Origin of the sequence: Rhodococcus aetherivorans (genome assembly GCF_011058165.1) — a bacterium.
Lineage (GTDB): Bacteria > Actinomycetota > Actinomycetes > Mycobacteriales > Mycobacteriaceae > Rhodococcus > Rhodococcus aetherivorans.
Genome location: NZ_JAALEG010000052.1, coordinates 1 through 25,629, shown reverse-complemented (window position 1 = coordinate 25,629; position 25,629 = coordinate 1). Strand labels below are relative to the sequence as shown.

Below are 25,629 nucleotides of genomic sequence, written 5' to 3'. Positions count from 1 at the left end.
TACCCATAGCGGTTCAGTCGTCGGACGCCGTCCCGGCGAGGGCGTTCTGCACCCGGTGGGTGGCCGCTTCGTCCCAGCCGTCGGGGGCGAGGATGTCCGCCCACAACTGCGCGGCCTCCGGCCCGTACGCGTGGCCGAACCCGGACGGGACGTCGGCGGAGAACACCATGTCGAGCGTGACCTGCCAGAACGTGACGAACGGCAGCCACCGCATGCCCGGATCCACATCCGGGCCGAGCGGCTCCCGCAACCAGTCCGGCTCCCGCAGCAACAGCTCGAACGACCACCAGGTGATCGGATCGCTCGCGTGCTGCCAGAACACCACCCGCGGAAACTGCCACGGCCCGGGCAGGTCCGCATCGTCCGGGCGGGACGCGAACCGGATGTGGCGGCCGGCGTCGACCACCGGCAGCCGCTCGAGCGACCCCGGGTCGCGGTCCGCGGTGATCTCCCCCCACGGCTGCGCGAAGTTCGGGGTACCCACCAGCAGCGCCCCGTCGGTCCGGGCGACCAGGTCCGGCCCCGACGCGAACGCCGCCTGACCGCCGTACGAGCCCAGGCTCTCGCCGAACACCACCAGCGTCGGCCGCTCCGGCTCGGGCCGCGCCGACCACGCCGCATACACCGCCTCGAACAGCGCCCGCCCCGCCAGCCGGGGCGTCTCCCGGTCGGCGACGAACGACAACGCGCTGGGCAGGAACGAGTACTGCATGGCCGCGATCGCCGAATCCCCGCCGGCGACGTATTCGAAGGCCCCGGCGACGTTCGCGTTGACCCAGCCGCGGCCGGTGGTGGTCACCACCGCCAGCACCCGGCGGTCGAATGCGTCGGTGCGCTCGAGCTCGGCGACGACCCGGTCTGCGATGCCCTCGACCGTGTCGGCGGATTCGCGGCCGGCATAGACCCGGATCGGGGTGCGCGCCGGCGCCCCGGTGACGGTCTCGATCTGCTCGGCGCTCGGCCCGCCCGCGACGAAGGTGCGGCCCTCCCGGCCCAGGGTGTCCCACGCCTCGTTCGAGGCCGGGGATCCGGATCGTTCCGGCAGCCCGGGCTGCACCACACCCGGTGCGGTGCCCTGATCGGCCACCTCGGATGAGCGTTCCGCCACGCCCAGCACACCCCGGTGGACGGCGCCGTCGAGCACGAACACGCTCAGGAGCACCACGAGGGTCACCGCCCCGAGCCGGGCGACGGGTCCGGGCACGTACCGCCGGCCCAGCCGGGTCAACCGGTTCGTGCCCGCACGCAGGCCCCGGCCGATCGCCAGCAGCGCCAGCGCGACGACCAGGGCGATCAGCAGCACCAGCAGATAGAACGAGCGCTGGGCCCGCGGCACCCCCACCAGGTCCCGGATGATCTGCTGCCACCACGACCCCAGCACGAGGAACACCGGCACCAGCACCAGCGCCGCCCCGGCCAGAATCCACCAGCCGACCCGGCGGGTCCGCTCCGACCACTGCGGATCGACGCCGCAGCGCCGGACCACCCAGGCGAGCAGGCAGCCGATCCCGTAGCCGGTCACCAGGCTCAGCCCCGACGCCACGCCCTGCAGATACCACACCCGCGGCAGCAACGACGGCGTCATCGACCAGACGAAGAACACCAGCGCGAAGCCCAGACCGATCGGGTGGAACCGGCGCCCGTAGCCGAGCAGCCGAGCGCGCGGCGTGACCACCCGGCCGGGCTCGACGTCAGCGGTGGTAGTCAGCGCAGGGCCTTGGCCTTGAGCCGGTCGAACTCGTCGCCGGTGATCGTCCCGGCCTCGAGCAGTGCCTGGGCCTCGGCGATCTCGGCCGCCGGGGATCGTCCGGCCACCTTGCGGATGTAGTCGTCGGCCGCGTGCTGGGCCGCCTCGTGGGCGGCCGCGTGCCGCTCGGACATGCCGCGGCCCCGCACCAGCAGGTAGACGAAGGCGGTCAGGTACGGGAGGACGACCAGGAAGATGATCCACACGACCTTGACCACGGCGGACGTGGAACGGTCACGGAACAGGTCCGTCAGCACCTGGAACAGGATCAGCAGGTACGCGACGAACGCGAAGACGACCAGGGTGTACCACAACAGGTCCCACAACGAATCCAGCATCACGCACACGCCTTTCACGGTTCGGAGGTGCCCGGGAAACGGACGGAAAGGACACCCGGACGCAAACAGGTACACGGTCTTCGCCGGGCACCGGAACACGGCGGCGCAGAATGCACCGTGGTGACGCGAAATGCAGCACGATCGTTCCGGGGTGCGGGTCGAGGCCCAGCGTGGTCGCAGCCCGGTGCGGTCGAGCCCGGTGCGGTCGAGCCCGGTGCGGTCGAGCCCGGTGTGGTCGAGCTCAGTGCGGTCGCAACTCACTCGGGCTCACGCCGCGCACCGCGCGAAGGGCGCGACGCAGCTCGGCGCTGGACGCGAAACCGGCGATCGCCGCGATCTCGGCGACCGTGGTGCGGGCATAGGCGGGTTCCTGGAGGAGCACTGCGGCGCGGTGCGCGCGCAGTCGCCGGATCTGGGACGCGACCGTGGTGTCGTGGGCCGCGAAGGCGCGCTGCAGGCTCCGCAACGACATCTGCAGCCGCTCCGCGATCACGGTCGGAGTCAGCCTCGGGTCGCTGTGATGGGCCCGGACGAGGGTGAGGGCGCGGGTGTACGCGCTGCCGCACAGTTCGCCGGAATCGGCGCCGTAGCCGAGCGATTCGTGGTGCAGCCCCACCACGAGCTCGATCAGGGCGTTCTCCACGCCGCGCGGGGCCGCGGTGGTGTTGTGACGACCGCGTTCGCGGAGCATGGCCATTCCCACCGCGTTGAGCGCGTGCGTCGACATGGTGGGCTTGGCCGGCCCGAACGTCACGGCCGTCTCCTCGAGATCGAGTCCGCGTTCCTCGAGCCGGTGCCGGGGAATGCGCACCAGGAGCAGGTCCGAGCCGTCCGCATCCGCGGCCTCGTATCGATTCCACCCGACCTGCAGGACGATCCGGCCGCTCTTGACGTGTACCCGGGTGGTGCCGTCGTCGACCACCCGCTCGCCGGTGAGCATCAGGAACAGGTTCGCGACCTCGCCGTCCTCGACGACGCCGGCCAGAGCACGATGCGGTGACATCTGCACCCGGCCGACACTGATCGCCCCGACGTTGCAGATCTCCATCCGGAACCGGAACTGCGTCACGTCGGGGACGGACAGCTCGGTGCGGTTCCCGGCATCGGAGGCCATCGCCTCGAAGCCCTGCCGGCCCCGCAGTTCGATCTTCCGATACACCCTCGTCCCTTCCGCCCCGGCGCGTCCGTGGCTCGGTGCGTCAGCGTGGCATGCGGCACCGGCCGTGGCGGGGGATACGGGCGACGGATAGCTCACACTCCGCGGGGATCGGGGCCGAAGGTCTCTGGCGTCGCCTCCCCGGCCGGATCATGCTGGACCCATCGGGCGCCCGCACCGCCGAGTCGGCGTCCGGGGAGGTCGACGGTGTCCACCCCTGCTCCGCACACATCCCAGGCCCGGCGCGACGGGGCGCACCGTCCGAGCACGGCGTCGACGGTGCTGCTCGCCTGCGGGGTCGTGTCGTCGCTGTTGTACGTGGTTGCGCACGAGATACTCGCGGCTGCGCTCTACGACGGCTACAGCCGGTTCGATCAGGCGATCAGCGAGCTGACGTCGGTCGGCGCGCCGACCCGGGCGCCCCTGACCGCTGTGGGATTCGTGTACGACGTGCTGATCGTCGCCTTCGGAATCGGCGTGTGGCGGACGGGCCGCGGCGTCCGCCCCCTGCGCATCGCGGGAGTTCTCCTGGTGGCCTACGGATTCGTGGGACCCCTGTGGCTGCCGTTTCCGATGACCGGACGTGAGGACATCGAGGCCGGGGCCGCCATGCCGCTCGCCGACACCATGCACCTGGTTCTCAGCGCGGTGACGGTCTCGCTGTGGTGCGCGATGATCGGGTTCGCGGCCGCTGCCTTCGGAACCTGGTTCCGGGTGTACTCGGCGGTCACGGTCGCGACGATCCTGGCGTTCGGAGCATGGACGGGCCGGTACGTGCCGGCGGTCGCCGCCGCCGAGCCGACCCCCGGCATGGGCGCGGTCGAACGCGTGATGTTCGGTGCGTTCGTGCTGTGGGTCGCGGTGCTGGCGGTCGTTCTGCTCGTCCGCCGCACCCGGCCGGCATCGCTTCGCGGTGCGTCAGGAGGACGACGTGCCGTCGCCCCGAGCGGGGGAGAGCCATCGTGAGACCAGCGCGCCGAGCGTGCCGTCCGCGGTGAGGGCGCGCTGCGCCTCCTCGAGATCGGCGCGCAGCGCGGCGTCGCCGAGGCGCACCGCCAGGGCGATCTCCTCGCGGGTGATGTCGTACTCGACGACGTCGACGTGCGTCCGGTCGCGGGTCAGCCACGTCAGGACGGGACCGAGCTTCATGAAGGCGTCGCACCCGCCGGTCGACAGCTCGTCCAGGGCACGGTCGATCTCGTGGTACGCGTACACCCGGATCCCGCCGATCCGTCCCTCGGCGAGAAGGCGTTTCACCACCGGTTCGCTGGTGTTCCCCTGCTGCACCCCGACGGTCAGGCCCGCCAGGTCTGCCACCCCCTGCACCGCGGGGTGACGGGCGGTGTCGACCGCCAGGGACTGCCCGGACACGAAGTACGGCGCGCAGAACGAGGCCCGCTCGCGGCGCGGCTCGGTGACGGTGGTGCCGGAGGCGACGACGTCGAAGCGCCCCGCCGCCAGTTCGTCGAAGATCGTCTCGAAGTCGTCGCCCTCGTGCGGGACGAATTCCCACCGCAGCCCGAGGTGCCCGGCGAGAGCCCGGGTGAGGTCGATGTCGAACCCCACGGGCCCGCCACGCTCGTAGAACTCGAACGGCGGATCGGGCATCGCCGATCCCACCCGCAGTGCGGAGGTCCGGGTGGTCATCACGGGCGGCCCGGGTGCGGCCGGACGCGGGTCGTCACAGCACCGGTTTCGGACATCGGCAACCGTCCCGTCCGTTGTGCCTGTCCGTTTCGTCGCACTCTTCTCGACACCTCCCATTGTGCGCGGTCATACTCCCGCAATCCAGACGCCGGGACGCCGCGGGGCCAGCTCAGGCGCTGGTGGCCAGCGCCGCAGCGAGCCCGAACGCGACGGACGTCGCGGCAACCTCGAGTACCGCGTTGCGCAGCGACGCCTCCGCGGTGACCCGGTGCGCGGCCGCGGCCGGCACCCACGTCCGCCGCCACCACCACGCCAGCGCCAGCAGTGCCGTCAGGGTCAGCGTCTTGACCAGCACGATGCGGCCGTATCCGGTGTCGACGAGCGCCGTGACCGAGCCGAGCCGTACCGCCGCGTCGACGACGCCCGTCGCGGCGAGCACGGCGACGCATCGCACCGCGAGCACCGAGTACCGGGGGAGCAGCCGGGCCCACGCGCCGCGGGACCGGACGGTCAGGGCCAGCGCGACGAGCGTGCCGAACCACAGCGCCGCCGCCAGGGCGTGCGCCGCGTCGAGCAGCGATCCGAGGGCCTGCTGGGACATGTGGCCGGTGACCGGCCGGGCGATGAGCGCCAGCGCCGCGGCGACGAGGACCGGGACCGTGGGCCACGCCGCCGACCGGCGATACGCGAGGGCGGCGACGAGGGTGCACACCAGCACGCACAGCAGCGCGGCCACGCCGATCCGGCCGGCGCCCGCACTGCCGAGGTACTCCGCGAAGCGCGACACCCCGAGCCGCGACACGGGGACGTTCGTGGTGTCCGCGGCCTGCAGCACGAGCTGCACGACCTCCGCCAGCACCCAGAGCCCGCCGAGACCGGCGATCGCACGCCAGACGTCGCCGGGGGCGACGGGGGGCCGCCGCTCGTCGCGCACCATGACACCGAGCGTGGCCAGGCCGAGCACCGTCGCGCCGACGCACAGCGACAGCGCCCGCACCCAGCTCGACGCGGCCGGGTTCGCCAGCAGCCATCCGGCGGCGACGCCCGCGGTGGCGCCGACGCCGGCGGTGAGCAGCCACGCCCGGTGCGCGGCGGTGCCGGTGCCGCTCGTCGTCAACGCCCCGCCACCGGCGTCAGGCCTTCTTCGGCTTGCGCAGCACGAACCACAGCACGCCGGCGAGGACGGCGACGCCCACGACGACGAAGACCCACACGGCCGGGCCGCTGTCCTCGTCGCTGTCCGCCGCGGGCGCCGCGGCACCGGCGGCGGCCGCCGCGCCGGGCGCGCCCGGACCGTCCTGCGTGAGGGTGAAGACCTGGGTGCCGGTGACCGGATGGCCGTCCGCCGAGGTCACGCGGTAGGCGATGGTGTACTCGCCGGCCGGGCCGAGATCGCCGACGGCCACGGAGACCGTGGCGTCCTCGACGAGGGGATCACCCTTGGACCACAGGTTGCCGTCCGGGCCGACGACGGTCAGCGCGGCGAAGGACTCCTGCAGAGCCTCGTTGAAGGTCAGGCTCACGCGCTCGGGGCCCTGCGCGATCTGCTCGCCCGGCGCGGGTGTGCTGGCGATGACGACCGAGTGCGCGGCGGCCGGGCCGGCCGCGAACAGCAATGCCGCCGCGACCGCGCCGAGGAGCCCGGCGAGCCGGGCGAGGCCGAGGAGCCCGGCGAGCCGGGCGAGAACGAGTGGGGTCTGTCGCCGGCGTGCGGCGACGGTGTTCGGGATGTTCATGGGTTTCTCTCTCCGGTGGGGTGGGTCGCGGTCACGCCGCGACGGGCGGCCCCCGCCGGGAGATGCACGGTGCCGGCCGGGCCGACGCGACGGTCCGGCCCGCCACGACCGGCAGCACCGTCCGGGCTGCCTCGATGCGAGGGGGCGCCGCGGTCCATGCCGCCCGCACCGCCCGGGTCAGCGGCCCGTACAGGCGTTGCGCCGCCTCGAACAGGGCCGCGCACGCAACGACCGCGACGGTGTGCGCGACGAGCATCGGCGCCGACGCGTGCAGGTGGCCGGTCGTGACCGCGGCCAGCACCAGGTGCGTCGCCCCCTGCCCGGCCGCGAGCAGCACCGCGGTGGGCACCGCGCGGAGGTGGGCGGCGACGAGCCCGACCCCGGCCGCGACGGCGAGCAGCAACGCCACCGCCGCGTTGCCGGGCACGCCGCCGCCGGCGCCGCCGTGCGCGGCGACCGCCAGGGCGGCGGTCAGCGCTCCCGCGGCGGCGCCGCGCAGGGTCGAGCCGGGCGTCACGCTGGTGTCAGCGCACGCCGAGGCGGGCGAGCAGGTCGGCCTCGATACCGTCCAGCTCCCGCGAGATGCCGGCGTGCGCGGCCTTGCGGCGCGGTGCCGGCATCTGCTCGGCGGCGTGCACCGCGGCCGTCAGGTCGGAGAGCCGGCCCCGGATGGCGTCGGCGAACTTCTGGGTCTCGGCGTCCTTGGGATGGCGCTCGAGGATCTCGCCGAGCGACTTCTCGGCCCCGGCGATGCGGGCGCTCAGGTGCGCGCCGTGACCGGTGTACTCGCCGAGCTGGTCGACGGCGACGCCCATGCGCTGGGCGCGCGCGGCGTCGAGCTGACCGCGCAGCGCGGTCACGCCCTGGTACACCAGCGGCACGAGCACCGGCGCGAGCAGCCGCACGACGGCGAGGTAGCGCCGCACCTTCGCCGCGGTGAAGCCCTTCTGGGCGGCGGCCTTCTCCTGGGCCTTGAGCGTGGCGAGCTGCTGCTTCTCGACCCGGGTCTGCGATTCGATCAGCGCCTTGTCGGCCTTGAGCTGGGCCTTGGCCGCCTTGATCTCGGCCTTCGTCAGGCGGCTGTCGCGCTTGCGCTGATTCTTCGCGTTGAGTTTGGCCTCGAGCCTTGCCTTGTGCTTGAGAGCCTTCGCCTCCGCCTTGCGGGTGGCGCGGCGCTTCCGCCTCTTGAACAACGCCATCGAACAGGACCCTCCATTCGGTGTACGGCGCCCACGGCGCCACGGGTCAGCCTATCCGTGACGGGGGTTTCCGGTTGACCCTAGGTGGACGAATACTGTTCTTCACTGTGAACGTATCCAGCGAGAGACGGACCTCGCCGGTCCTGATCGAGGCGAGCGCGCTGACCCGCTGCCGGCACCGGGTCCATCTGGACGCGGCCTTTCCGGACGAGTTGGCCGCGGCCCCGGAGCACCCGGGAGCCAAGCAGCGGCAGGAGGCGGCGGCCACCCACCGCGAGGCCGTGCGGCAGCGGCTGCTCGACGCGACCCCCGGCGACTGGGCGCGGATCGACCCCGAGGGGCCGGCGTGGCGGCGCGCCGAAGCCACCCTCGACGCATGCCGTCGCGGCGCGAACCGGATCTGGGGCGCGGTCCTGCCGTCGGAGCCGGACTCGGGCCGGCGGGGCCGGGCCGAGATCCTGCTGCGCGACGTCGAGCGCGGCGGCTACATCCCGGTGATCGTGGTCAATCACAAGGTCACCGACCCGGGCCGGGGCGCGACGACGTCGGGGCTGTTCGCGTGGGAGCCGGTGGTCGACGAGACCCGCAAGGTGCGCAGCCAGGTGCGCGACCAGATGCGGGTGGCCCACCTGTACCGGATGCTCGAGCGTCACGGTCTGGCCAGCCCGGCGCAGGTCGGCGGCGCCATCGGGTACGGCGGGGACTGCATCCTGGTGCACGACCTGAGTGCGGTCCTCGAGGACTACGACGCGCGGCTGGCCGACCGGCTCGCGATCGCCCGGGGCGAGACGCCGACGGAACCGTTGCAGATCGGGGAGTGCAAGACCTGCCCGTGGTGGCCGCGGTGCCGTGAGCAGCTGAGTGCGACGCACGACGTGTCGCTGGTCGCGCCGGGGCAGCGCGCGGCGGTGCTGCGCGAGCTGGGCGTGCACACGATCGACCAGCTGGCCCGCTGGGAGGGGGACCCGCCCGAGACCTGGCCGCAGGGCTCGTTCGAGGACACCGTCGTGGTGGCCAAGGCGTGGCTGGCGGGTGCGCCGCTGGTGCGGCGGCACGACCACGTGCACGTGCGGCGTGCGGACATCGAGATCGACATCGACATGGAGAGCTACCACGAGCACGGCGCGTACCTGTGGGGCACGCTGCTCAACGTCGGCGGGATCTCCGCGTACCGGGCGTTCGTCAGCTGGGATCCGGTGCCCACCGACGACGAGGCCCGCTCCTTCGCCGAGTTCTGGACGTGGCTGTCCGCGGAACGGGCCGCCGCCGCCGCGAGTGGGAAAACCTTTGCCGCCTATTGCTATTCGCGTACCGCGGAGGACAAGTGGCTGCTCGGCTCGGCCCGCCGGTTCGCCGGTTTCCCGGGGGTACCGACCGAGGACGAGGTGCGCGAGTTCATCGACTCGCCGCAGTGGGTGGACATCTACCAGGTCGTCACCGATCAGTTCGTGTGCCCGAACGGCAAGGGACTCAAGAAGATCGCGCCGATCGCCGGGCACCGCTGGCGGGACGAGGAGGCCGGTGGGGAGGCGTCGATGAGCTGGTACCGCGAGGCCGTCGGCTACGACGGGGACCCCGACCCGCAGCAGCGACGTCGCCTGCTCGAGTACAACGAGGACGACGTGATCGCCACGAAGGTGCTCCGCGAGTGGATGAGCGAGCGTGCGGTGCACGAGATCCCGCACATCTCCGACCTGTAGATCACTCCTGCGGGGGCGTCACCGCCTCGGCGAGCCGGATCAGGGCGTCGACCACCGGCGGGCCGAACATCACGGGATCGTTGTGCTCGGCGCCCGGCAGGGCCACCTTCTCGACGAGCAGGCGGGCGGCGCCGGCGACGGCCTCGCTCTGCCCGGGCGGGACGATCGTGTCCGCGGTCCCGTAGACGACGGTGATCGGCACGTCGAGACGCGCGACGGTCTCGGCGACCGGGAAGCGGTCCCACATCAGCCCCGTGGGCAGCAGCGGGTAGTGGTGCCGGCCGACGGTGGGCAGATCGACGAACGGCGAGCGCAGCAGCATGCCGGCGGGCGGATGCTCGGCGGCGAGCCCCGTCGTCACCCCGGTGCCCAGGCTCTCCCCGAGGTAGAGCAGCCGGTCCGGTCGGACGTTCTCGTGCTCGAGGAGGTACTGCCGGGCGGCGCGCACGTCGCGGGCGAGGCCGTCCTCGCTCGGGCGGCCGGGGTTGCCGCCGTAGCCGCGGTAGTCGAAGAGCAGAGTGGCGAAGCCGGCCTCGGCGAGCGCCGACGCCAGCGGCGCGCGGTCGACGCGGTTGCCGCCGTTGCCCGAGGCGAGCAGCACCGTGAAGCCCCGCGCCGTGCCACGGGGCGGGACGTACCAGGCGCCGAGTTCGAGCCCGTCGGAGGTGGTCAGCAGCACGTCGCGGGCGCCGGGCAGCAGCGACTGCGCCGGTGGCGGCGGGGACCTGTCGGGCAGGTAGATCAGCCGGCGCTGCCCGAACCACAGGGCCGACGCGAGCACCGCGACGACCGCGACCACGAGCCACACCAGGCGCATGGCACCAGTGTGCCGTGGTGTCCTATCGGATCCGGGCGGATCCGAAAGGACACCACGGCGGCGGAGCCGCCTATCGCGGCGCCATGCGCAGCGCGCCGTCCATGCGGATGGTCTCGCCGTTGAGGTAGTCGTGCTCGGCGATCATCTGCACGAGCTGGGCGTACTCGGACGGCTGGGCGAGGCGGGACGGGAAGGGCACGCCCGCCTCGAGGCCCTTGCGGTATTCGTCGGTGACGCCGGCGAGCATCGGGGTGTCGACGATGCCGGGGGCGATGGTGTTGACCCGGATACCGTACTGGGCCAGGTCGCGGGCCGCGGGGACGGTCATGCCGTGGACGCCGCCCTTGGAGGCGGAGTAGGCGATCTGGCCGATCTGGCCCTCGAACGCGGCGACGGAGGCCGTGTTGATGATGACGCCGCGCTGGCCGTACTCGTCGACGGGCTCGGTCTTGGACATCGCGTCGGCGGCCAGGCGCAGCACGTTGAACGTGCCGAGCAGGTTCACGGTGATGACGGTGCGGAACAGCTCGAGGTCGTGCGGGCCGTTCTTCGACAGCACCCGGCCGGCCCAGCCGACGCCGGCGCAGTTGACGACGAGGCGCAGCGGCAGGCCCGAGGCGACGATCTGATCGACGGCGGCCTGCACGTCGTCGGCGCTGGTGACGTCGGTGGCGATGAGGGTGACGCCGGCGGGCGCCTTGTCGCCGACGCGCTCGATGGACTGCGCGAGGTCGAGGCCGAAGACGGTCGCGCCGGCGTCGGCGAGACGCTGGGCGGTGGCTGCGCCGAGACCGGAGGCCGCGCCGGTGACCAGTGCGGCGGTTCCCTGAATTTCCACTGCCGTGCTCCTTTCGTGGCGCCACCGTCCGGCGTGCGCCTTGTCGACGCTCGCACCTTAGCGCGCGTTAGCTCGTGCGGATCGGCAGCGGTGGTGGGGCCGTCCCGCGCCGGAGCTGTCGTGCGGCGACTAGCGTCGACCACGGTAACGCCCGGTAGCGGAGGAGGGGCACCGTGGAATCCGACAGTTCGATCGCCGGGTTGTGTGACGCGGTGATCGCCGACCTCGACGCGTTGTCGGCCGAGGCGGTCGACCGGATCCGCGAACGTCTGCCGACCTACCTGGTGGTGCCGCCGGACGAGCACCGCGAATCGACCCGGCAACAGTTCCTCGTCACCCTCCGGTTGCTCGCGGATCGTCCCGCAGACACGCACCCGGCCGGCCCCGAGTTCGAGCGTGCCCGGCAACTCGGCAGGCAACGGGCACTGCAGGGGTTGACCCTTGCGAATGTGATCGAGTCCTTCCACATCGGGTCGCGAGAACTGTGGCGCGCTCTCGTCGAGCACGCGCCGGAGCCCACCACGGAACTGCTGCACGCCGGGGGGCTGCTGTGGGACCTCGTCCATGCGGGGACGACCGCGGTGGCGATGGGACACGACGACGCCACCCGCACGGCGCAGGCGGTACGGGCCAATCGCCGCGCGCTGCTGTTCGAACTGCTCGAGCAGGGACACCCGACGGAGGAGGCCCGAACGCTGGCCGCTGCGCTGGGGCTGGACCCGGACGGGATGTTCCGAGCCGCATGCACGCCGTCCGAGGCGTGGTCCGATGTGCAGCTGCAGGGACTGCAGCACGCCCTGGACGACGGACCGGCGCCGGCGCTGTGCAGCCGACGCGGCACCACGGTCGTCACCGTCTTCCAGACGGTCGCGAGTTCGGTGGTCGTCGACGCGATCCGGCACGTGCGCCCCGACATGTCGGTGGGATTGGGGCTCGCCCGTCGGGGCCTGGAGGGGGCGACAACGAGCATCGGTGACGCCCGGCGCGCGCTCGCGCTGGTGCGGGGCCGGGCACAGACCGCCGACTTCGACGAGTGCTGGCTGCCGGCGATCCTCTTCGAACACCGGGAGGAGCTGGCGCCGATGTTGGCGAAGGGCGCGGAGATCGCGGCCCGGCACCCGCACCTGGCCGAAGCGGTCTCGGCGTTCGCCCAGAGCGGGTTCTCGGCCAGCGCGGCCGCCCGGAGACTGCACCTGCATCCCAATTCGCTCGCGTACCGGCTCGAACGCTGGCAGCAGTTGACCGGGTGGGATCTGCGCACGGTCGACGGGCTCGTCCGGTCGATGGTCGCGCCGGCGCTCTCGTGAAATTGCCGAACAGGATGCCCGAAGTTCGGCTCTGTTGCCGATGGTCACGGGCGAAGCGAAGGCCGAGTATGAACCGGGACACAAGATCGGCCCTCGGGAAGGAGTGCTCATGACCGACGCAGCGCAGACAGGTCCGGGGATCGAGGTGCCACGGCCACCGACGTTCGGCTCGGTCGACGAGGAGCGCCTGCACCGCAAGCAGCGCCTGGCCGCAGCGTTCCGGCTGTTCAGTGCATGCGGCTTCGACGAAGGCGTCGCCGGCCACATCACAGCTCGCGATCCCGAGCATTCCGACCACTTCTGGGTCAACCCCTTCGGAGTGCACTTCAGCCTGATCCGGGCGAGCGATCTGATCCTGGTCAACCACGAGGGCGAGATCGTCGAGGGGAACCGGCCCGTCAATCGGGCGGCCTTCGCCATCCATTCCCAGGTCCATGCTGCGCGTCCGGACGCGGTGGCCGCCGCGCACGCGCACTCCCTCTACGGCAAATCGCTGTCGAGCCTGAAGATCGGACTCGAACCGCTGACGCAGGACGCCTGTGCCTTCTACGACGATCACGCGGTGTTCGACGACTACACCGGTGTGGTGCTCGACGTCGAGGAGGGCCGACGTATCGCCACCGCCCTCGGCGACAACAAGGCCGTCGTGCTCGCCAATCACGGGCTGCTCACCGTGGGTCAGACGGTCGACTCGGCCGCGTGGTGGTTCATCACCATGGAACGGTCGTGCCAGGCCCAACTGATCGCCATGGCCGCCGGCACCCCCCGCCCCCTCGACGCCGCCACCGCGAAGTTGACGTACGACCAGGTCGGACTCGAGTACGCCGGATGGTTCCAGTTCCAGCCGCTGTATCAACGCATCGTCGCCGCCCAGCCCGATCTGCTCGACTGAAGCGGGCCCTGGCGCGGCCGCCCGGCACCGGGCGGCCGGGGTCACGACTCCGGCCCGCCGTCGCGTCCGAGGCGCGTCGCGCCGACGCCCGCGGCGACGAGGCACGCGGCGGCGCCGAGCAGCAGTCCGGCCCGGCCGCCCCACTGTTCGCTGACCCACCCGGCGATCGGGCCGCCGATCGCGGTGGAGCCGAGGAAGGCCACCGCGAACAGCGCCATCACGCGCCCGCGCATGCCGGGGGCCGCGGCGAGCTGCAGGGAGCTGTTGGTGGTGGCGGTGAACGCGACGCTGAGGACGCCGACCAGCACCATCGCGGCGAGCATGAGCTCGAGCGTGGGCGCCACCGCGGCCGCGAGCAGCACCACGCCGAACACCGCGGAGGTGGCCACCACGGCGGTCGTGCCGGTGCGACCCCACGTGGCGACGGCGAGCCCGCCCACGACGGCGCCGGCGCCCATCGCGGCGGTGAGGAAGCCGTAGGTCTCGGCGCCGGCACCGAAGGTCTGCTGCGCGACCACGGGCAGCACCACCTGGAACTCGTACGCCAGGCAGCCCACCAGCGCCATCGTCAGCAGCGGCACCGCGAGTGCCGGGGTCTGCCGCACGTGCGCGAGCCCCTCGCGGAGCTGGCCGCGGGCGCGGGCGGCGGATGGCGACGGGCGCAGCAGGGACAGGTCCAGGCTCGCCAGGGAGGCGACGACGGCGACGAAGCTGAGCGCGTTGAGCAGGAAGCACACGCCGAGACCGCCGACGGCGATGATCAGGCCCGCGACGGCCGGGCCGATCAGGCGCGCGACGGACGCCAGCACCGACTGCAGGCTCACGGCATTGCGCAGGTCCTCCGGTCCGACGAGTTCGAGCATGAACGACTGGCGGGCGGGGTTCTCGAAGCACTGGTTGAGTCCGAGCACCACGGCGAGGACGTACACGTGCCACAGCTGGACGGCACCGGTGACGGTGAGCAGGCCCAGGATCAGGGCCTGCACACCCATCGCGGACTGCAGGCCGATCATGAGCCGGCGCTTGTCGACGCGGTCGGCGACCACCCCGCCGTAGGGGCCGAGCAGCAGCATCGGCACGGTCTGCAGGGCCAGGACGAGGCCGATCGCGGTGCCGGAGCCGGTGAGCTCGAGCACCAGCCACGACTGGGCGACCGTCTGCATCCACGTGCCGATCAGGGAGACCGCCTGGCCGCTGATGTAGCGCCGGAAGTTGGCGCCGCGGAAGGCGGCGAAGGTCTGGCCGCGCAGGTCGGTGAGGACGGTCATCGGCGCTCCTCCGCGGAGCGACGGCACATCTGCTCGGCGAGCGCTTCGAGCGCCGGCAGGGCGTCGTGCAGGGCGTGGAGCCGCTCGGGGGACAGTTCCGCGAGGTGCTCGGTGAACACTGCGGTGCGCATGCGACGCAGGTCGGCGAACGTACGGGCACCGGCCTCGGTGATGTGGGCGCGGACGACGCGCTTGTCGTCCGGGTCCGGGGAACGGGTCAGGAGTCCGGCGTCCTCGAGCTTGCCGAGCATCCGCGAGAGCATCGTCGGATTGAGGCCCTCGATCTCGGCGAGCTCGCGCACGCCGACGGTCTCGCGCCGGGCGACGGTGGCGAGGATCGAGAACTGGGACCGGGTGAGTCCACCTGCGCCGGCGGTGCGGCGGTCGACGCGGCGCGCGATGCGGCCGAGCGCCACGCGCAGGCGGTTGACGTCTTCCTCGTCGAAGCGGTCGTGTGCGGTCGTGATGCCCACCTCCATTTACTTGCCTATCGGCAAGCATACTCCTGGGGAGGCGGACGCGGAGGCACCCGCGCGGTGCTCTACCGCTCGGCGGGTTCCTCGACGGCGACGGGGACCCGTGCGACCTCGGTCCGGCGGCGCAGCAGCGCCCGGCCGGTCACGACGGCGAGCGCGACGGCGAGGGTCACCCCGCCCGCGACCGGGCCGGCGGGCGTGCCGGGGGCCAGGCCTTCGCCGAGCATCCAGGCGCCGAACCCGAAGAACAGCGCCGCCGCCGCCAGCCGGATCGCGTTCTCGGGCAGGTGCTTGCCGAGGACGGCGCCGACGACGATGGCCAGCGCGTCGGCGGCGACCATGCCGATCGTCGAGCCGACCCACACGCCGGCCCAGTCGTTGTCCGCGGCCAGGGCGATGGTGGCGAGCATGGTCTTGTCGCCGAGTTCGGCGAGGAAGAAGGCCGACAGGACGGCGAGGAAGGCCGAACGGGTGACGCGGGCGGCCTTGCCCTGCTCGTCCTCGTCGAGGGAGTCGCCGCGCAGCGTCCACAGGCCGAAGAACAGGAAGGCCAGGCCGCCGACGATCGCCATTGCCGAGGTGGGGATCGCGAGGCCCAGGTAGTGGCCCACGGCGACGGAGACGAGGTGCACCGCGGTCGTGGCCGCGAGGATGCCGGACAGGACCACCCACCAGCGGTAGCGCAAGGCGAACGTCATCGCCATGAGCTGCGACTTGTCGCCGAGTTCGGCGACGAACACGACGGCGAAACTCAGGACCAGGGCGGACCACATACCGGGGGTTCCTCCTCCTCGCGTGTCGGTGTGGAGGAGGTGGGGACCTTCCTCCGGCCGGGCGACGCGGGTGCGTCGCGGCCGAAGGTCTCGCCCACCGGTGCGGAATCCGGTTCGCCGGGCCGGGCTGAACGCCAGTATGTCGACCGGGCGATTGTGGGCTACTCCCCTTCGCTTAGGCAACGATAACGTGGGCTGCACGAAAAGGCAAAGGCGGCAATAAGTTTGGAAACCCGAACTTCGAGGTGCGGGTTCCGGTCAGGCGGCGAGCAGCATGGCCAGAACCGCGGTGTCGGGATCGCTGTTGGGATCGACTCCGACCCGGCTGACCAGCGACGTCACCGTCCCGTCGGCCTCCGCCTCCACCCACGCGGCCCGGTGCTCGAGGCCCAGGTGCGGCAGCCCCGGCAGCAGCACGCACCCCGACGCCGCACCCGTGCACTCCGGCAGCGACGGCCGCGTCTCCGACGGCGGGTGCAGCATGATCAGGGCGGGCGGCTGGTGCGCCGCGAACCGGCCCGGTTCCACCGCCTCGTCGCCGATCACCGGACCCTCCGCGAGCACCAGGCCCACCGTGCCCGGCGCGGGGTCGTCGGGCAGTTCCTCCCGTACCCCGAACACCGTCGACGTGGTCAGCAGGCCGGGCAGCGACGCCACCCGCACCGTCACCGCGAGCAGCTGCGCCCATTCCCGCGTGCTCTCCGGCCACCGCCCCGAAACCACGAATCCCCGCAGGGATCCTCCGGTGTGGAAGGCGGCGAGGCCGATCTGTTCGTTCCCACTCATCCCGCTACCTCCTCGGTGTGACGACAGTCGATGACCGATACACGCCGTTGGGTAGGTGAAGAATGACCGTTTCGTCCGCTGGCACACAAGAGCCCCCGAGTGCCAGCCCCGTCGCGCGCCCCTCCGGAACCCGCGAAGGGGATGCCGGAATCCGGCATCCCCTTCGCGAAGTGCGACGCGACTAGACCAGCAGACCGGCGGTCTGGGTGCGGGCGCGGTCGAAGCGGGCCTGCACGTCCGCCCAGTTCACGATGTTCCAGAAGGCCTTGACGTAGTCGGCCTTGACGTTCTGGTACTGCAGGTAGAAGGCGTGCTCCCACATGTCGAGCATGAGCAGCGGGGTCAGGCCGATCGGGATGTTGCCCTGCTGGTCGTACAGCTGGACGATGATCAGCCGCTGGCCGATGGAGTCCCAGGCCAGGATGGACCAGCCGGAGCCCTGGATCGAGTTCGCGTTCGCCGAGAAGTGGTCGCGGAACGCGTCGAACGAACCGAACGCATCGTCGATCGCGGCACCGAGCTCGCCGTCCGGCTTGTCGCCACCCTCCGGCGACAGGTTCTTCCAGAAGACGGAGTGGTTGGTGTGGCCACCGAGGTGGAAGGCCAGGTCCTTCTCCAGCTTGGTGGCCTGCGCCGCCATCGTGCCGTTCTCCCGCGCCTCCGCCATCTTCTCGAGGGCGGTGTTGGCGCCGGCGACGTAGGTCGCGTGATGCTTGCTGTGGTGCAGCTCCATGATCTTCGCCGAGATGTGCGGCTCGAGCGCGGCGTAGTCGTAGGGCAGGTCCGGAAGCGTGTACTCAGCCACGAAGGATCCCTTCTCTTCGGGCCCGGCGGGGCCCGTGCGTGATTTTCAAGTACTTCTGGGTTTCCACCCAAACCCATAAGTACACCCTCTGCAATACCGCCCGCGCAGCCGGTTGTGCGGGGCGGCGGTGGCGGCGGAGGGTGTCGCGGCGGCGTCCGAAAAGGGACCGACGACCTACCTGCGGAAACGCCGGACAATTCGGCCGGCGGGTGAACGGGCCCTTAACATCGTCGGGTGTTTCGGCCCCTCGCGAGCGACGGGACGCACGACGCCCCGGCGCCACGTGTGGACCTGCCCGGTGTGAACCTGCTCCGCACCGTCGCCGTCCTGGCGGTGCTGTACTCGCACATCTCCTTCTATCTCATCGACGACCTCGGCACCGGCTGGTGGGTCATCGACGTCGTGTACCGGGTGCTCGTCGAGGGCGCCGGCCTCAATCAGCACCTGTCCTTCCTCGGGGTCGCGATGTTCATGACCCTGACCGGGCTGCTCATCACCCGCTCCGCGATCCGCGACGAACCGCGGCGCTTCCTCGTCGCCCGCAGCGCGCGGCTGCTGCCGGCGTTCTGGGTTGCGATCCTCGCCGCGATCCTGCTGGTGCGGCTCGGGATCAACGGGATGTTCAGCGGCCAGACCGGCGTCTCCGGCGTCGAGGCCGTGCTCAGCTTCTTCCTGGGCGGGTTCTTCCTGAAGCCCGAGGTCGCGGTCCTCGGGGTCACCTGGACCCTCGCCGTGCAGATCACGTTCTATCTGTACTGCGTCGCCGCCCGGCCGCTCCTGCGGACCCGGCCCATCGTGGTGCCCGTCCTCGGCGCCGTGGTGTGCATGCTGGTGCTGCTGTACAACCTGTACCTGCCCGAGCCGTACACGGTGCCGTTCCTGTCCAAGGTCGCGGCCACGATGCCGACCGTGTTCCTCGGCCAGATCGTGTACCTCGGCTGGGCGCGGCTGACGTCCCGGCGGTGGCTGATCGTCGCGCTGCTCGCCCAGGTCCAGGTGGTGCACCTGGCCACCGACTACCAGGTCTACTGGGCCGGCAGCCGCTACCTGTGGACCATCGTCGTGGTCACCGCGTGCGTGGTCCTGCTCTCCCGCATCGACGGCCGGTTCGCCCGCTCGCGGGTGCTGCACTGGACCGCCACCCGCAGCTACGCGATCTATCTGGTGCACACGCTGGTGCTCTACCGGGTGTACGAGAACACGGTCGCCCACCTCGGCCGCACCGGTGCCGTGCTCGCCTTCGTGGTGGTGTGCGCGGCCGTCGCCGAACTGCTCTACCGCGGCGTCGAGGTGCCGGCCGCCCGCTGGATCACCGCCCGGTGGTTGTCGCCACGCCCGTCGCCCCAGGTGGCGGCCGAGACGGAACCCGTGGAGAAGCCGCGCGCGTAGCATCGAGGCATGTCCTGGTTCGACGACATCCTCGCCCGTGCGGGTTCGAAGTCGGTGATGGTCACGCAGGAGCAGGCGCTGCCCGGCCGCGCCGAGCCGCTGCCCGTTCCCGACACCCATTACGTCAACGGGCACCGCATCATGCCGCCGTTTCCCGAGGGGATGCAGACCGCCGTTCTCGGCATGGGCTGTTTCTGGGGTGCGGAGAAGGAGTTCTGGGGGCTCGAGGGCGTGTACTCCACGGCCGCGGGATATGCCGGGGGATACACCCCGAATCCCACCTACGAGGAGGTGTGCTCGGGCCGGACCGGGCACACCGAGGTGGTGCTGGTCGTGTTCGATCCGAAGGTGATCTCCTACGAGGGCGTCCTCAAGCAGTTCTGGGAGAACCACGACCCCACGCAGGGCATGCGGCAGGGCAACGACCACGGCACCCAGTACCGCTCGGCGATCTACACGTTCGACGAGGGGCAGATCGAGATCGCCGAGGCCACCGCCGAGAACTTCGGCGCCCGGCTCGCCGCGGCCGGCTACGGCGCCGTGACGACCGAGATCGCGCCGCTCACGCAGTTCTACTACGCCGAGGACTACCACCAGCAGTACCTGGCGAAGAACCCGAACGGCTACTGCCCCGTCCACGCCACCGGGGTGAGCTGCCCGGTCGGCCTCGGCGCCTGACGCCACGCCCCGCGCCGCGCTCGGTCCCGAACGGATCGGCATCGGCGACTTCCGGGTTGTGTGACGTTGGCCGGAACGCCTTGCCGTCGTTAGCTGTGCGTATCACTCTGGAAAGAGGGAGTTGTCACGGGGGAGAGGATCGAGGCCGAGATGATGCGGAACACGAGCGGATACCTGCGGGTCCTGCGGCGGGGGCTGCGCGGCCGCCACCCGCTGATCCGGCGCACCGACCGTGCCGAGGCGCGACTCGCCGTGGCGGTGCTGCTCCTGGTCCTGGCGACGATCCCCCTCGCCGGCTGGGTCGGCGCCCGCACCTGGGACACCCAGTCGGCCCTCGCCGTGCAGCAGACCGCCGAACGCACCCTCGTGACGGCGAAGACGCAGGCTGCGGCCGAGACCACGGACGCCACTGCCGGCGAGCTCACGATGGTGGCCTCCGCGTCCGCGCCCGCCACCTGGGCCTGGGGCGACGAGAAGCGCCGGGGTGACGTCACGGTGGACTACGGCACACCCGCCGGCGCCGACGTGCAGATCTGGGTCGATCCGAACGGCGAACAGGCGCTCGCGCCGCTGAGCGCGACGAGCGCGAAGATCTCCTCGGTCCTGGTCGGGCTTTCGCTCTGGTTCGCCGCGGCCCTGCTCGCCGCCGCGGTGTTCGGCTACGGCCGGTGGCGGCTGGATCGCACCCGCAACCGGGAATGGAGCCGCGAAATCGCGGCCTTCCTCGGTTCCACCAGCAGCCACTGACCGCGCCTCGTCGTCACACTTCCGGCATGACCTCCCGCGCCACCAGTTCGAGGTGGTCGAGGTCGGCCAGATCCAGCACCTGCACGTAGATGCGCTGCGACCCGGCCTCGGCGTAGCGGGCGATCTTGTCGACCACCTCGGCGGGCGTGCCGGCGAGACCGTTCTCCCGCAGCTCGTCCACCTCGCGCCCGATCCGGGCGGCGCGGCGGGCGATCTCCGCCTCGTCGCTACCGCAGCACAGCACGAGCGCGTTCGAGTACGTCAGCTCGGAAGGGTCGCGGCCGGCCGCGCGGCACGCGTCCTGCACGCGGGCGAACTGGGCCGCGGTGGCCTCCACCGACTGGAACGGGATGTTGAATTCGTCCGCGTACCGGGCCGCGAGGGCCGGAGTACGGCGCTTGCCCCCGCCGCCGATCACGATCGGCGGACCGGAGCGCTGGTGCGGTTTGGGCAGCGCCGGTGAATCGACGATGCGGTGGTGCGCACCCTCGTACGAGAAGGTCTCCCCGACCGGCGTCTGCCACAGCCCGGTGATCACTGCGAGCGACTCCTCGAACTTGTCGAAGCGCTCCTTCAGCGCCGGGAAGGGGATGCCGTAGGCGAGGTGCTCCTCCTCGTACCAGCCTGCCCCGAGCCCGAAGTCGACCCGGCCGCCGCTCATGGCATCGACCTGGGCGACGGTGATCGCGAGGGGGCCGGGGTGGCGGAACGTCGCGGAGGTCACCAGGGTGCCCAGCCGGATCGTGGAGGTCTCCCGGGCCAGGCCGGCCAGCGTGATCCAGGCGTCCGTCGGGCCGGGCAGGCCGGCGGAGTTCATCGCGAGATAGTGGTCGGAACGGAAGAAGGCGCCGTAGCCGAGCCGCTCGGCCGTCTGCGCGACGGCGAGCAGGTCGTCGTAGGTGGCACCCTGCTGAGGTTCGGTGAAGATCCGTAGTTCCATGCCGTCGATCATTTCAGTTTGCCGGAGACCACGTCGGTCTGCGTCGAAGCGCGCACTCGCCGCCGACGGTGCGCCGGAAGCCGTGAACCGTGCGCGGTGGTGGTGCAGAAGATGCCTGTGGGGCAACGAATGACGCGAGCAGCCCGGCCGCTCACCGCCGAAATGTTCCCGGAGTGAGGCGATGTGCCGCTGTGGAAACTGAGCCCTCTGTGGATGAAGCTGTGGAAACTGTGGATAACTCCCGGGCGGAGGCGTTTTCACCCGACCCCGCCGGGACGGGGCGAATCGGGCGGGCGGCCCTTCTCCGTGGGGTGGGCGGGATCCCCGGTGGTCGCTGCATGCGCCGCAGCGGCGTGCCAGTATTGACGGTGTGAGCTTCCCCGACGTGCCCACCGTCACGGTCGCCGACGTGCCGCCGATCGGTCCCGAGGTCGTGCTGCTCGACGTGCGCAAGGCCGGCGAACGGGATCTCGGGCACGACGGCGACGCCTCGGCGAAGATCTGTTGATGGCCGCCTACCAGATCTGCGTCCGCTGCGGACACCGCTGGCCCGTGTCCTGGCAGCCCCGGCAGTGGTGCCCGGGCTGCCGCGGGCTGCTGCTGTCCCCCGACGACACCGCGGCCCCCGTTCCACCGGGGCGCCGCAACTTCCGCTGGGTGGCACGGCCGCCGCAGGCCCGCTCCGGCCAGGACGGTCCCCGGCCGCGACGGCGGCCGGCGGGCCCGGCTCCGCGCTACCACGAGGTGCCGCGCTGGGGCCTTGCCGATCCTCGCCCGGCCGGCGAGCCGTCGACCCCGTCGCGTGAGGAAACCCTCGCGGATCTCGCCCCGACCCTGCTCGCCGGAACCGCCGTCGTATTCGGCCTCGCCGCCGTCGCAGAGGCCGTCCGCTACGGGCTGCTGCTGTACAACCGCACGCGCCTCGTCGACCCGCTCGCTCTCGCGGCGTCCGACGCCCTGGTGTGGGCCACCCAGTTGTGCGGCCCTGCCGTCGCCCTCGCCGCCGGGGTCGCGGCGACGCTGCGGCTGATCCGCGTGCGGCGACGGCTGTTCGCCGCCCGCGGTGCCGCCGACCCGCGCGGCCGGATCTCGCTGCTGCTCGGGTGCCTCGTGCCCGGCGTGAACCTCGCGATGCCCGGCGTCTTCCTCACCGAGATCACCGGTCCCGACGACCCGCGGCTACGGCGAGCCGTGCGCACGTGGTGGGTGCTGTGGGCGCTCGGCGGCGTGCTGTTCGTCGTCAACGTGCTGTGGCGGCAGAGGGACACCCTGCAGGCGCAGGCGGACGGGGTGCTGCTCGCCGCGGTGACCGCCGCACTCGCCGCGGCCGTCGCCGTCGCGGCACTGCATGTGGTGCGGCTGTTCGACGACGAGGACCTGCGGGGCCGTCCCCGCCGCCTGCCCCGCCGCACCGTGGCGACCGGCCCCAAGTACGAACCCATCGCGCCGATCGAACCGGTCGGCGCGCGCACCGACGAGGCGGTGGCCTCGTGACGGCGGCCGGCGAACCCCGCGTCGTCGCGCACCGCGGGGCCTCCGCCGCCAGGGCCGAGCACACCCTCGCCGCCTACGAACTCGCGCTGCAGGAAGGCGCCGACGGCCTCGAATGCGACGTGCGGCTCACCCGCGACGGGCATCTCGTGTGCATCCACGACCGCACCGTCGACCGGACCTCCACCGGCAGTGGCCTGGTCAGCGAGATGACCCTCGCCCAGCTCGGGGAGCTCGACTACGGCACCCCCGGCGAGCCGGCGTGCCTGCTGACGCTGCGGCAGCTGATCGAGCTGACCCTCGACTGGACCAGCCGGCCCGTCAAGCTGTTCGTCGAGACCAAGCACCCCGTGCGCTACGGCGGGCTCGTCGAGGCCAAACTCCTCGCCGAGCTGGCCCGCTTCCGGCTCGCCACCCCCGCCTCCGCGGACTTCTCCCGCGTCGTCGTGATGTCGTTCTCGGCGGCCGCGGTGTGGCGGGTGCGGCGGTCGGCGCCGCTGCTGCCGACGGTGCTCCTCGGCGACACCTCCCGCTATCTCGGGGGCAGCGCCGCCACCACCGTCGGGGCCACCGCGATCGGTCCCTCGATCCTCACGCTGCGCCAGCACCCCGAACTCGTCGACAAGGCGGCTGCCGCGGGCCGTGCCACCTACTGCTGGACCGTCGACGATCCCGCCGACGTCGAACTGTGCCGCGACCTCGGCGTCGGCTGGGTGGCCACCAATCATCCGGGGCGCACCAAGCTTCTGCTCGGCGCTTCGCGCGGCGTGTAGTTTTGCGCCGTGGCCAAGAAGAGTAAGAGAAACAGCGGACCCAAGCCCGGCAGCAACCGTGCCGCGAAGCTCGAGCAGCGCCGGCTCGCCCGGGAGGCCGAGGCTGCCACGGTCACCCGGCCGTTCGAGGGTCTCGCCCTCGAGTGCGACCTGGTGGCCCTGCGCGAGTTCGTTCCGTCGGCGGTGTTCACGTTGCCGTTGACCACGCCCGGCCGGGCCGTCCGCGCGGCCACCGTGCTGCCCGGCGCCGTCGCCGCGCTCGCCCGCGAGGAGGGCGACGAGACCACCGCGTACGTCGGGCTGCAGCTCGCCGCCGCCGGCCCCGACCCGGCCGCCGAGCTCGGCGCGGCGATCGCGTGGGCCCGGGAGGCGGAGGCCGGGTCGTCGCTCGCCGTCGCCGAACCCGGACCGGACGAGCCGCACCTGCACGATCTGATCGACGTCGACGTCGTCCCGGAGATCACCGTGCACCAGGACTTCGACTGGTGGATCCCCGAGGGCGTCGAGGTCTCACCCGACGTCGCGCACACCGTCAAGCACGCCAACGACGCGATCATGCCGTCCGCACGGCTCGAGGGCGAGGGCGTCGTCGCCGCCTGGTGGGTGGATGCCGGTGAGAAGGCGCACCTGCGCTGGGTGCGTCCGGAGGACGAGGACACCCTGATGTCCGCGCTGTCGCGGGTGCACGCCGCGGGCGGACTGCACCTGGGGGAGGGCTCGCGGTTCGCCGGGTCGTTCCGCACCCACGGCCTGCTCGTGCCGGTGTTCGATCTCGACCCCGAGCGGCACCCCAACGAGTGGGTCGGCCCGACCGCCGAGTTCGGTGCGCGGCTCGACGAGGCCTTGGCGGTCGACGCGCCGCTCACCGCCGCCGAGCGGCGCTCGCGCGACGGCCTGCGCAGTCGTCAGGTCACTCTGCGCTGACCCGTCCCGTCGCCGACCCCGGCCCGACCCCGGGCCGACCCCGGGCCGAGCGAATGTATCGTTCCGTCGGCCTACGGAGATGAGCGATACATTCGCTCGGCTCGGGGCGAGCGGGCTCACGACGGCGGCGTCAGCAGTTCCGGCGGAATCTGCTGGTCCTGGGCCAACGCGTCGAAGAACGGCACGGCCCGCGACCGATCCCACAGCAGCACGTTGCCGATCCCGGAGACGTCCTCGAAGCCGCCGACCGGGACGGTGGCGGTCACCGTCTCGCCGCGCATCGCCCACCCGAGCCGGGCCAGGTGCCACATGTGGTCGCTCTCGTCGACCCGCAACGAGCCGGCGACCCCGGAGGCCAGCGACCACATCCGCACCGGGTTCAGCAGCGTGCTCAGGCCGGTGGCCTTGCTGAGCAGGGCGGACATGAACAGCCGCTGGTTGTTCATCCGGTCGAGGTCGGCCAGCGCCGTCGCGCGGGTGCGCACGAAGCCGAGGGCCTGCGGACCGGTGAGTTCCTGGCAGCCGGCCGGCAGGGAGATCCCCGCCAGCGGATCGTCGATGGCCTGCGGCAGGCAGACGTCCACACCCCCGAGGTCGTCGACGATCGAGGCGAAGCCGCCGAACCCGATCTCGGCGTAGTGGTCGATGTGCACGCCGGTGGCGCCCTCGACGGTCTGCACCAGCAGCGCCGGACCACCCAGCGCGAACGACGCGTTCAGCTTGTCCTGGCCGTGGCCCGGGATCGGGACGTACGAGTCGCGGGGGAGGGACACCATCGTGGTGGCCCCGCCGCCGCTGGGCACGTGGATCAGCATGACGGTGTCGGTGCGGTCCGGGCCGGTCTCCCCACCCGTCGCGAGTTCCTGCTCCTGCTCGGTGCTGAGGCCGGTGCGGCTGTCGGACCCCACAAGCAGCCAGTTGGTGCCCGGGGTGTCGCCGACGCGGTCGTCGTAGTCGGCGAGCGCGTCGACGCGGGTGAGCTCGCCGTCGAGGTACACGGCACCGGCGCCGACGAGGGCGATCAGCACCAGCACGACGATCGCGGCGCGGCGCAGCAGGCGACGGGCGCCGACGGGGCGACGGCTACCAGGGTGGCCTGCAGTTCTCCCCCAGCACGTGGAACGCCTACGGCGGCGGCGAATACGCGGCGACCGCCAACCAGGCCACCCGCGAGCAGCAGATCACCGTCGCCGAGCGCGTGC

General features: G+C 72.1%; 27 protein-coding genes and 2 pseudogenes. 12 read left to right on the top strand and 17 right to left on the bottom strand.

Going from position 1 to position 25,629, the window contains the following annotated elements:
- Positions 1–13: 13 nt before the first annotated feature.
- The 3 genes from G6039_RS19110 to G6039_RS19100 form a co-directional block, all read right to left on the bottom strand.
- Positions 14–1,675, bottom strand: coding sequence for an alpha/beta hydrolase (locus tag G6039_RS19110; RefSeq protein ID WP_200868128.1), 1,662 nt, complete (start codon positions 1,673–1,675; stop codon positions 14–16).
- 29 nt (positions 1,676–1,704) lie between these two features.
- Complete coding sequence (locus G6039_RS19105) at positions 1,705–2,085, bottom strand: PLDc N-terminal domain-containing protein (protein ID WP_029546925.1); 381 nt, start codon at positions 2,083–2,085, stop codon at positions 1,705–1,707.
- A gap of 241 nt (positions 2,086–2,326) precedes the next feature.
- The gene (locus G6039_RS19100) at positions 2,327–3,244 is read right to left on the bottom strand and encodes a helix-turn-helix domain-containing protein (protein ID WP_006946068.1); all 918 of its coding nucleotides are present in this window, start codon (positions 3,242–3,244) and stop codon (positions 2,327–2,329) included.
- Between the two features lie 204 nt (positions 3,245–3,448).
- Here G6039_RS19100 and G6039_RS19095 point away from each other — a divergent pair, with 204 nt between their 5' ends.
- Positions 3,449–4,207, top strand: a complete 759-nt coding sequence (locus G6039_RS19095; protein WP_231385983.1) for a DUF998 domain-containing protein — start codon at positions 3,449–3,451, stop codon at positions 4,205–4,207.
- Here G6039_RS19095 and G6039_RS19090 read toward each other — a convergent pair.
- The 5 genes from G6039_RS19090 to G6039_RS19070 all read right to left on the bottom strand — a co-directional run bounded on the left by G6039_RS19090 (position 4,160) and on the right by G6039_RS19070 (position 7,823).
- Positions 4,160–4,888: an ABC transporter substrate-binding protein gene (locus tag G6039_RS19090; RefSeq protein WP_029546926.1), complete on the bottom strand. Its 729-nt coding sequence runs from the start codon at positions 4,886–4,888 to the stop codon at positions 4,160–4,162. The genes G6039_RS19095 and G6039_RS19090 overlap by 48 nt on opposite strands.
- Positions 4,889–5,057: 169 nt before the next feature.
- On the bottom strand, positions 5,058–6,005 hold the full coding sequence (locus G6039_RS19085; protein ID WP_043803043.1) for a CopD family protein: 948 nt from the start codon (positions 6,003–6,005) through the stop codon (positions 5,058–5,060).
- Between the two features lie 16 nt (positions 6,006–6,021).
- Entirely contained in the window at positions 6,022–6,624 is a 603-nt protein-coding gene (locus G6039_RS19080) for a copper resistance CopC family protein (RefSeq protein WP_029546927.1), read from the bottom strand.
- Positions 6,625–6,655: 31 nt separating this feature from the next.
- Positions 6,656–7,141 (bottom strand): hypothetical protein, encoded by a 486-nt coding sequence (locus tag G6039_RS19075; RefSeq protein WP_152103966.1) that lies wholly within the window; start codon positions 7,139–7,141, stop codon positions 6,656–6,658.
- A gap of 7 nt (positions 7,142–7,148) precedes the next feature.
- Positions 7,149–7,823: a DUF6474 family protein gene (locus G6039_RS19070; protein ID WP_006944681.1), complete on the bottom strand. Its 675-nt coding sequence runs from the start codon at positions 7,821–7,823 to the stop codon at positions 7,149–7,151.
- A 107-nt stretch (positions 7,824–7,930) separates the two neighbouring features.
- Here G6039_RS19070 and G6039_RS19065 point away from each other — a divergent pair, with 107 nt between their 5' ends.
- Positions 7,931–9,523 carry a TM0106 family RecB-like putative nuclease gene (locus G6039_RS19065; RefSeq protein ID WP_043801397.1) on the top strand — a complete coding sequence of 531 codons (1,593 nt, stop codon included), beginning with the start codon at positions 7,931–7,933 and terminating at the stop codon, positions 9,521–9,523.
- Position 9,524: 1 nt separating this feature from the next.
- Here the strand turns inward: G6039_RS19065 and G6039_RS19060 are convergent, their stop codons facing one another.
- Positions 9,525–10,340: an alpha/beta hydrolase gene (locus tag G6039_RS19060; protein ID WP_043801395.1), complete on the bottom strand. Its 816-nt coding sequence runs from the start codon at positions 10,338–10,340 to the stop codon at positions 9,525–9,527.
- Positions 10,341–10,410: 70 nt separating this feature from the next.
- Positions 10,411–11,178 (bottom strand): SDR family NAD(P)-dependent oxidoreductase, encoded by a 768-nt coding sequence (locus G6039_RS19055; protein ID WP_006944673.1) that lies wholly within the window; start codon positions 11,176–11,178, stop codon positions 10,411–10,413.
- Positions 11,179–11,351: 173 nt separating this feature from the next.
- Between G6039_RS19055 and G6039_RS19050 the strand changes: the two genes are divergently transcribed.
- Together G6039_RS19050 and G6039_RS19045 are read left to right on the top strand one after the other, a co-directional pair.
- Positions 11,352–12,485 carry a PucR family transcriptional regulator gene (locus G6039_RS19050; protein ID WP_029546930.1) on the top strand — a complete coding sequence of 378 codons (1,134 nt, stop codon included), beginning with the start codon at positions 11,352–11,354 and terminating at the stop codon, positions 12,483–12,485.
- Positions 12,486–12,594: 109 nt separating this feature from the next.
- The gene (locus G6039_RS19045) at positions 12,595–13,377 is read left to right on the top strand and encodes a class II aldolase/adducin family protein (protein ID WP_043801402.1); all 783 of its coding nucleotides are present in this window, start codon (positions 12,595–12,597) and stop codon (positions 13,375–13,377) included.
- Positions 13,378–13,418: 41 nt separating this feature from the next.
- Here G6039_RS19045 and G6039_RS19040 read toward each other — a convergent pair whose 3' ends face one another.
- From G6039_RS19040 to G6039_RS19020, 5 genes are all read right to left on the bottom strand, one after another.
- Positions 13,419–14,645, bottom strand: coding sequence for an MFS transporter (locus G6039_RS19040; protein ID WP_043801392.1), 1,227 nt, complete (start codon positions 14,643–14,645; stop codon positions 13,419–13,421).
- Positions 14,642–15,061, bottom strand: a complete 420-nt coding sequence (locus G6039_RS19035; protein ID WP_029546932.1) for a MarR family winged helix-turn-helix transcriptional regulator — start codon at positions 15,059–15,061, stop codon at positions 14,642–14,644. The genes G6039_RS19040 and G6039_RS19035 overlap by 4 nt, the downstream gene beginning before the upstream one ends.
- Before the next feature lie 125 nt (positions 15,062–15,186).
- Complete coding sequence (locus G6039_RS19030) at positions 15,187–15,894, bottom strand: TMEM165/GDT1 family protein (RefSeq protein ID WP_006944658.1); 708 nt, start codon at positions 15,892–15,894, stop codon at positions 15,187–15,189.
- 258 nt (positions 15,895–16,152) lie between these two features.
- Entirely contained in the window at positions 16,153–16,680 is a 528-nt protein-coding gene (locus G6039_RS19025; RefSeq protein ID WP_006944656.1) for a hypothetical protein, read from the bottom strand.
- A gap of 181 nt (positions 16,681–16,861) precedes the next feature.
- Positions 16,862–17,485, bottom strand: a complete 624-nt coding sequence (locus G6039_RS19020; protein ID WP_006944654.1) for a superoxide dismutase — start codon at positions 17,483–17,485, stop codon at positions 16,862–16,864.
- A gap of 285 nt (positions 17,486–17,770) precedes the next feature.
- Between G6039_RS19020 and G6039_RS19015 the strand changes: the two genes are divergently transcribed.
- The 3 genes from G6039_RS19015 (at position 17,771) to G6039_RS19005 (ending at position 20,299) form a co-directional block, all read left to right on the top strand.
- Positions 17,771–18,874 (top strand): acyltransferase family protein, encoded by a 1,104-nt coding sequence (locus tag G6039_RS19015; RefSeq protein ID WP_006944652.1) that lies wholly within the window; start codon positions 17,771–17,773, stop codon positions 18,872–18,874.
- 9 nt (positions 18,875–18,883) lie between these two features.
- Positions 18,884–19,552, top strand: a complete 669-nt coding sequence (msrA, locus tag G6039_RS19010; RefSeq protein WP_006944650.1) for a peptide-methionine (S)-S-oxide reductase MsrA — start codon at positions 18,884–18,886, stop codon at positions 19,550–19,552.
- A gap of 150 nt (positions 19,553–19,702) precedes the next feature.
- The gene (locus G6039_RS19005) at positions 19,703–20,299 is read left to right on the top strand and encodes an Rv1733c family protein (RefSeq protein ID WP_006944648.1); all 597 of its coding nucleotides are present in this window, start codon (positions 19,703–19,705) and stop codon (positions 20,297–20,299) included.
- Between the two features lie 13 nt (positions 20,300–20,312).
- Here G6039_RS19005 and G6039_RS19000 read toward each other — a convergent pair whose 3' ends face one another.
- A complete protein-coding gene (locus G6039_RS19000) occupies positions 20,313–21,239 on the bottom strand; it encodes an LLM class F420-dependent oxidoreductase (protein ID WP_043801401.1) in 927 nt (308 codons plus the stop codon).
- Between the two features lie 370 nt (positions 21,240–21,609).
- On the opposite strand from G6039_RS19000, the gene G6039_RS18995 reads away from it, so the two are divergent.
- From G6039_RS18995 to G6039_RS18980, 4 genes are read left to right on the top strand one after another with little or no spacing between them, the layout of a single operon-like run.
- Entirely contained in the window at positions 21,610–21,747 is a 138-nt protein-coding gene (locus G6039_RS18995; protein ID WP_206531166.1) for a hypothetical protein, read from the top strand.
- Positions 21,747–22,733: a DUF4328 domain-containing protein gene (locus G6039_RS18990; protein ID WP_006944644.1), complete on the top strand. Its 987-nt coding sequence runs from the start codon at positions 21,747–21,749 to the stop codon at positions 22,731–22,733. Before G6039_RS18995 ends, G6039_RS18990 begins: the two co-directional genes overlap by 1 nt.
- Positions 22,730–23,503 (top strand): glycerophosphodiester phosphodiesterase, encoded by a 774-nt coding sequence (locus G6039_RS18985; RefSeq protein WP_006944643.1) that lies wholly within the window; start codon positions 22,730–22,732, stop codon positions 23,501–23,503. The genes G6039_RS18990 and G6039_RS18985 overlap by 4 nt, the downstream gene beginning before the upstream one ends.
- 9 nt (positions 23,504–23,512) lie before the next feature.
- The gene (locus G6039_RS18980; protein WP_029546936.1) at positions 23,513–24,427 is read left to right on the top strand and encodes a DUF5926 family protein; all 915 of its coding nucleotides are present in this window, start codon (positions 23,513–23,515) and stop codon (positions 24,425–24,427) included.
- Positions 24,428–24,543: 116 nt separating this feature from the next.
- Here the strand turns inward: G6039_RS18980 and G6039_RS18975 are convergent.
- Positions 24,544–25,533, bottom strand: a pseudogene (locus G6039_RS18975) (LCP family protein); the annotation flags it as partial.
- On the opposite strand from G6039_RS18975, the pseudogene G6039_RS18970 reads away from it, so the two are divergent.
- Positions 25,503–25,629, top strand: a pseudogene (locus tag G6039_RS18970) (transglycosylase family protein); the annotation flags it as partial. The pseudogenes G6039_RS18975 and G6039_RS18970 sit on opposite strands and share 31 nt — an antisense overlap.

Excerpts from the sequence above, each read along its gene's own strand:
- G6039_RS19005 (WP_006944648.1), top strand. The coding sequence starts at position 19,703 with ATGATGCGGAACACGAGCGGATACCTGCGGGTCCTGCGGCGGGGGCTG.
- G6039_RS19105 (WP_029546925.1), bottom strand. The coding sequence starts at position 2,085 with ATGCTGGATTCGTTGTGGGACCTGTTGTGGTACACCCTGGTCGTCTTC.
- G6039_RS19025 (WP_006944656.1), bottom strand. The coding sequence starts at position 16,680 with ATGAGTGGGAACGAACAGATCGGCCTCGCCGCCTTCCACACCGGAGGA.
- msrA (WP_006944650.1), top strand. The coding sequence starts at position 18,884 with ATGTCCTGGTTCGACGACATCCTCGCCCGTGCGGGTTCGAAGTCGGTG.
- G6039_RS18990 (WP_006944644.1), top strand. The coding sequence starts at position 21,747 with ATGGCCGCCTACCAGATCTGCGTCCGCTGCGGACACCGCTGGCCCGTG.
- G6039_RS19080 (WP_029546927.1), bottom strand. The coding sequence starts at position 6,624 with ATGAACATCCCGAACACCGTCGCCGCACGCCGGCGACAGACCCCACTC.
- G6039_RS19070 (WP_006944681.1), bottom strand. The coding sequence starts at position 7,823 with ATGGCGTTGTTCAAGAGGCGGAAGCGCCGCGCCACCCGCAAGGCGGAG.
- G6039_RS19090 (WP_029546926.1), bottom strand. The coding sequence starts at position 4,888 with ATGACCACCCGGACCTCCGCACTGCGGGTGGGATCGGCGATGCCCGAT.
- G6039_RS19000 (WP_043801401.1), bottom strand. The coding sequence starts at position 21,239 with ATGGAACTACGGATCTTCACCGAACCTCAGCAGGGTGCCACCTACGAC.
- G6039_RS19040 (WP_043801392.1), bottom strand. The coding sequence starts at position 14,645 with ATGACCGTCCTCACCGACCTGCGCGGCCAGACCTTCGCCGCCTTCCGC.
- G6039_RS19045 (WP_043801402.1), top strand. The coding sequence starts at position 12,595 with ATGACCGACGCAGCGCAGACAGGTCCGGGGATCGAGGTGCCACGGCCA.
- G6039_RS19030 (WP_006944658.1), bottom strand. The coding sequence starts at position 15,894 with ATGTGGTCCGCCCTGGTCCTGAGTTTCGCCGTCGTGTTCGTCGCCGAA.
- G6039_RS19060 (WP_043801395.1), bottom strand. The coding sequence starts at position 10,340 with ATGCGCCTGGTGTGGCTCGTGGTCGCGGTCGTCGCGGTGCTCGCGTCG.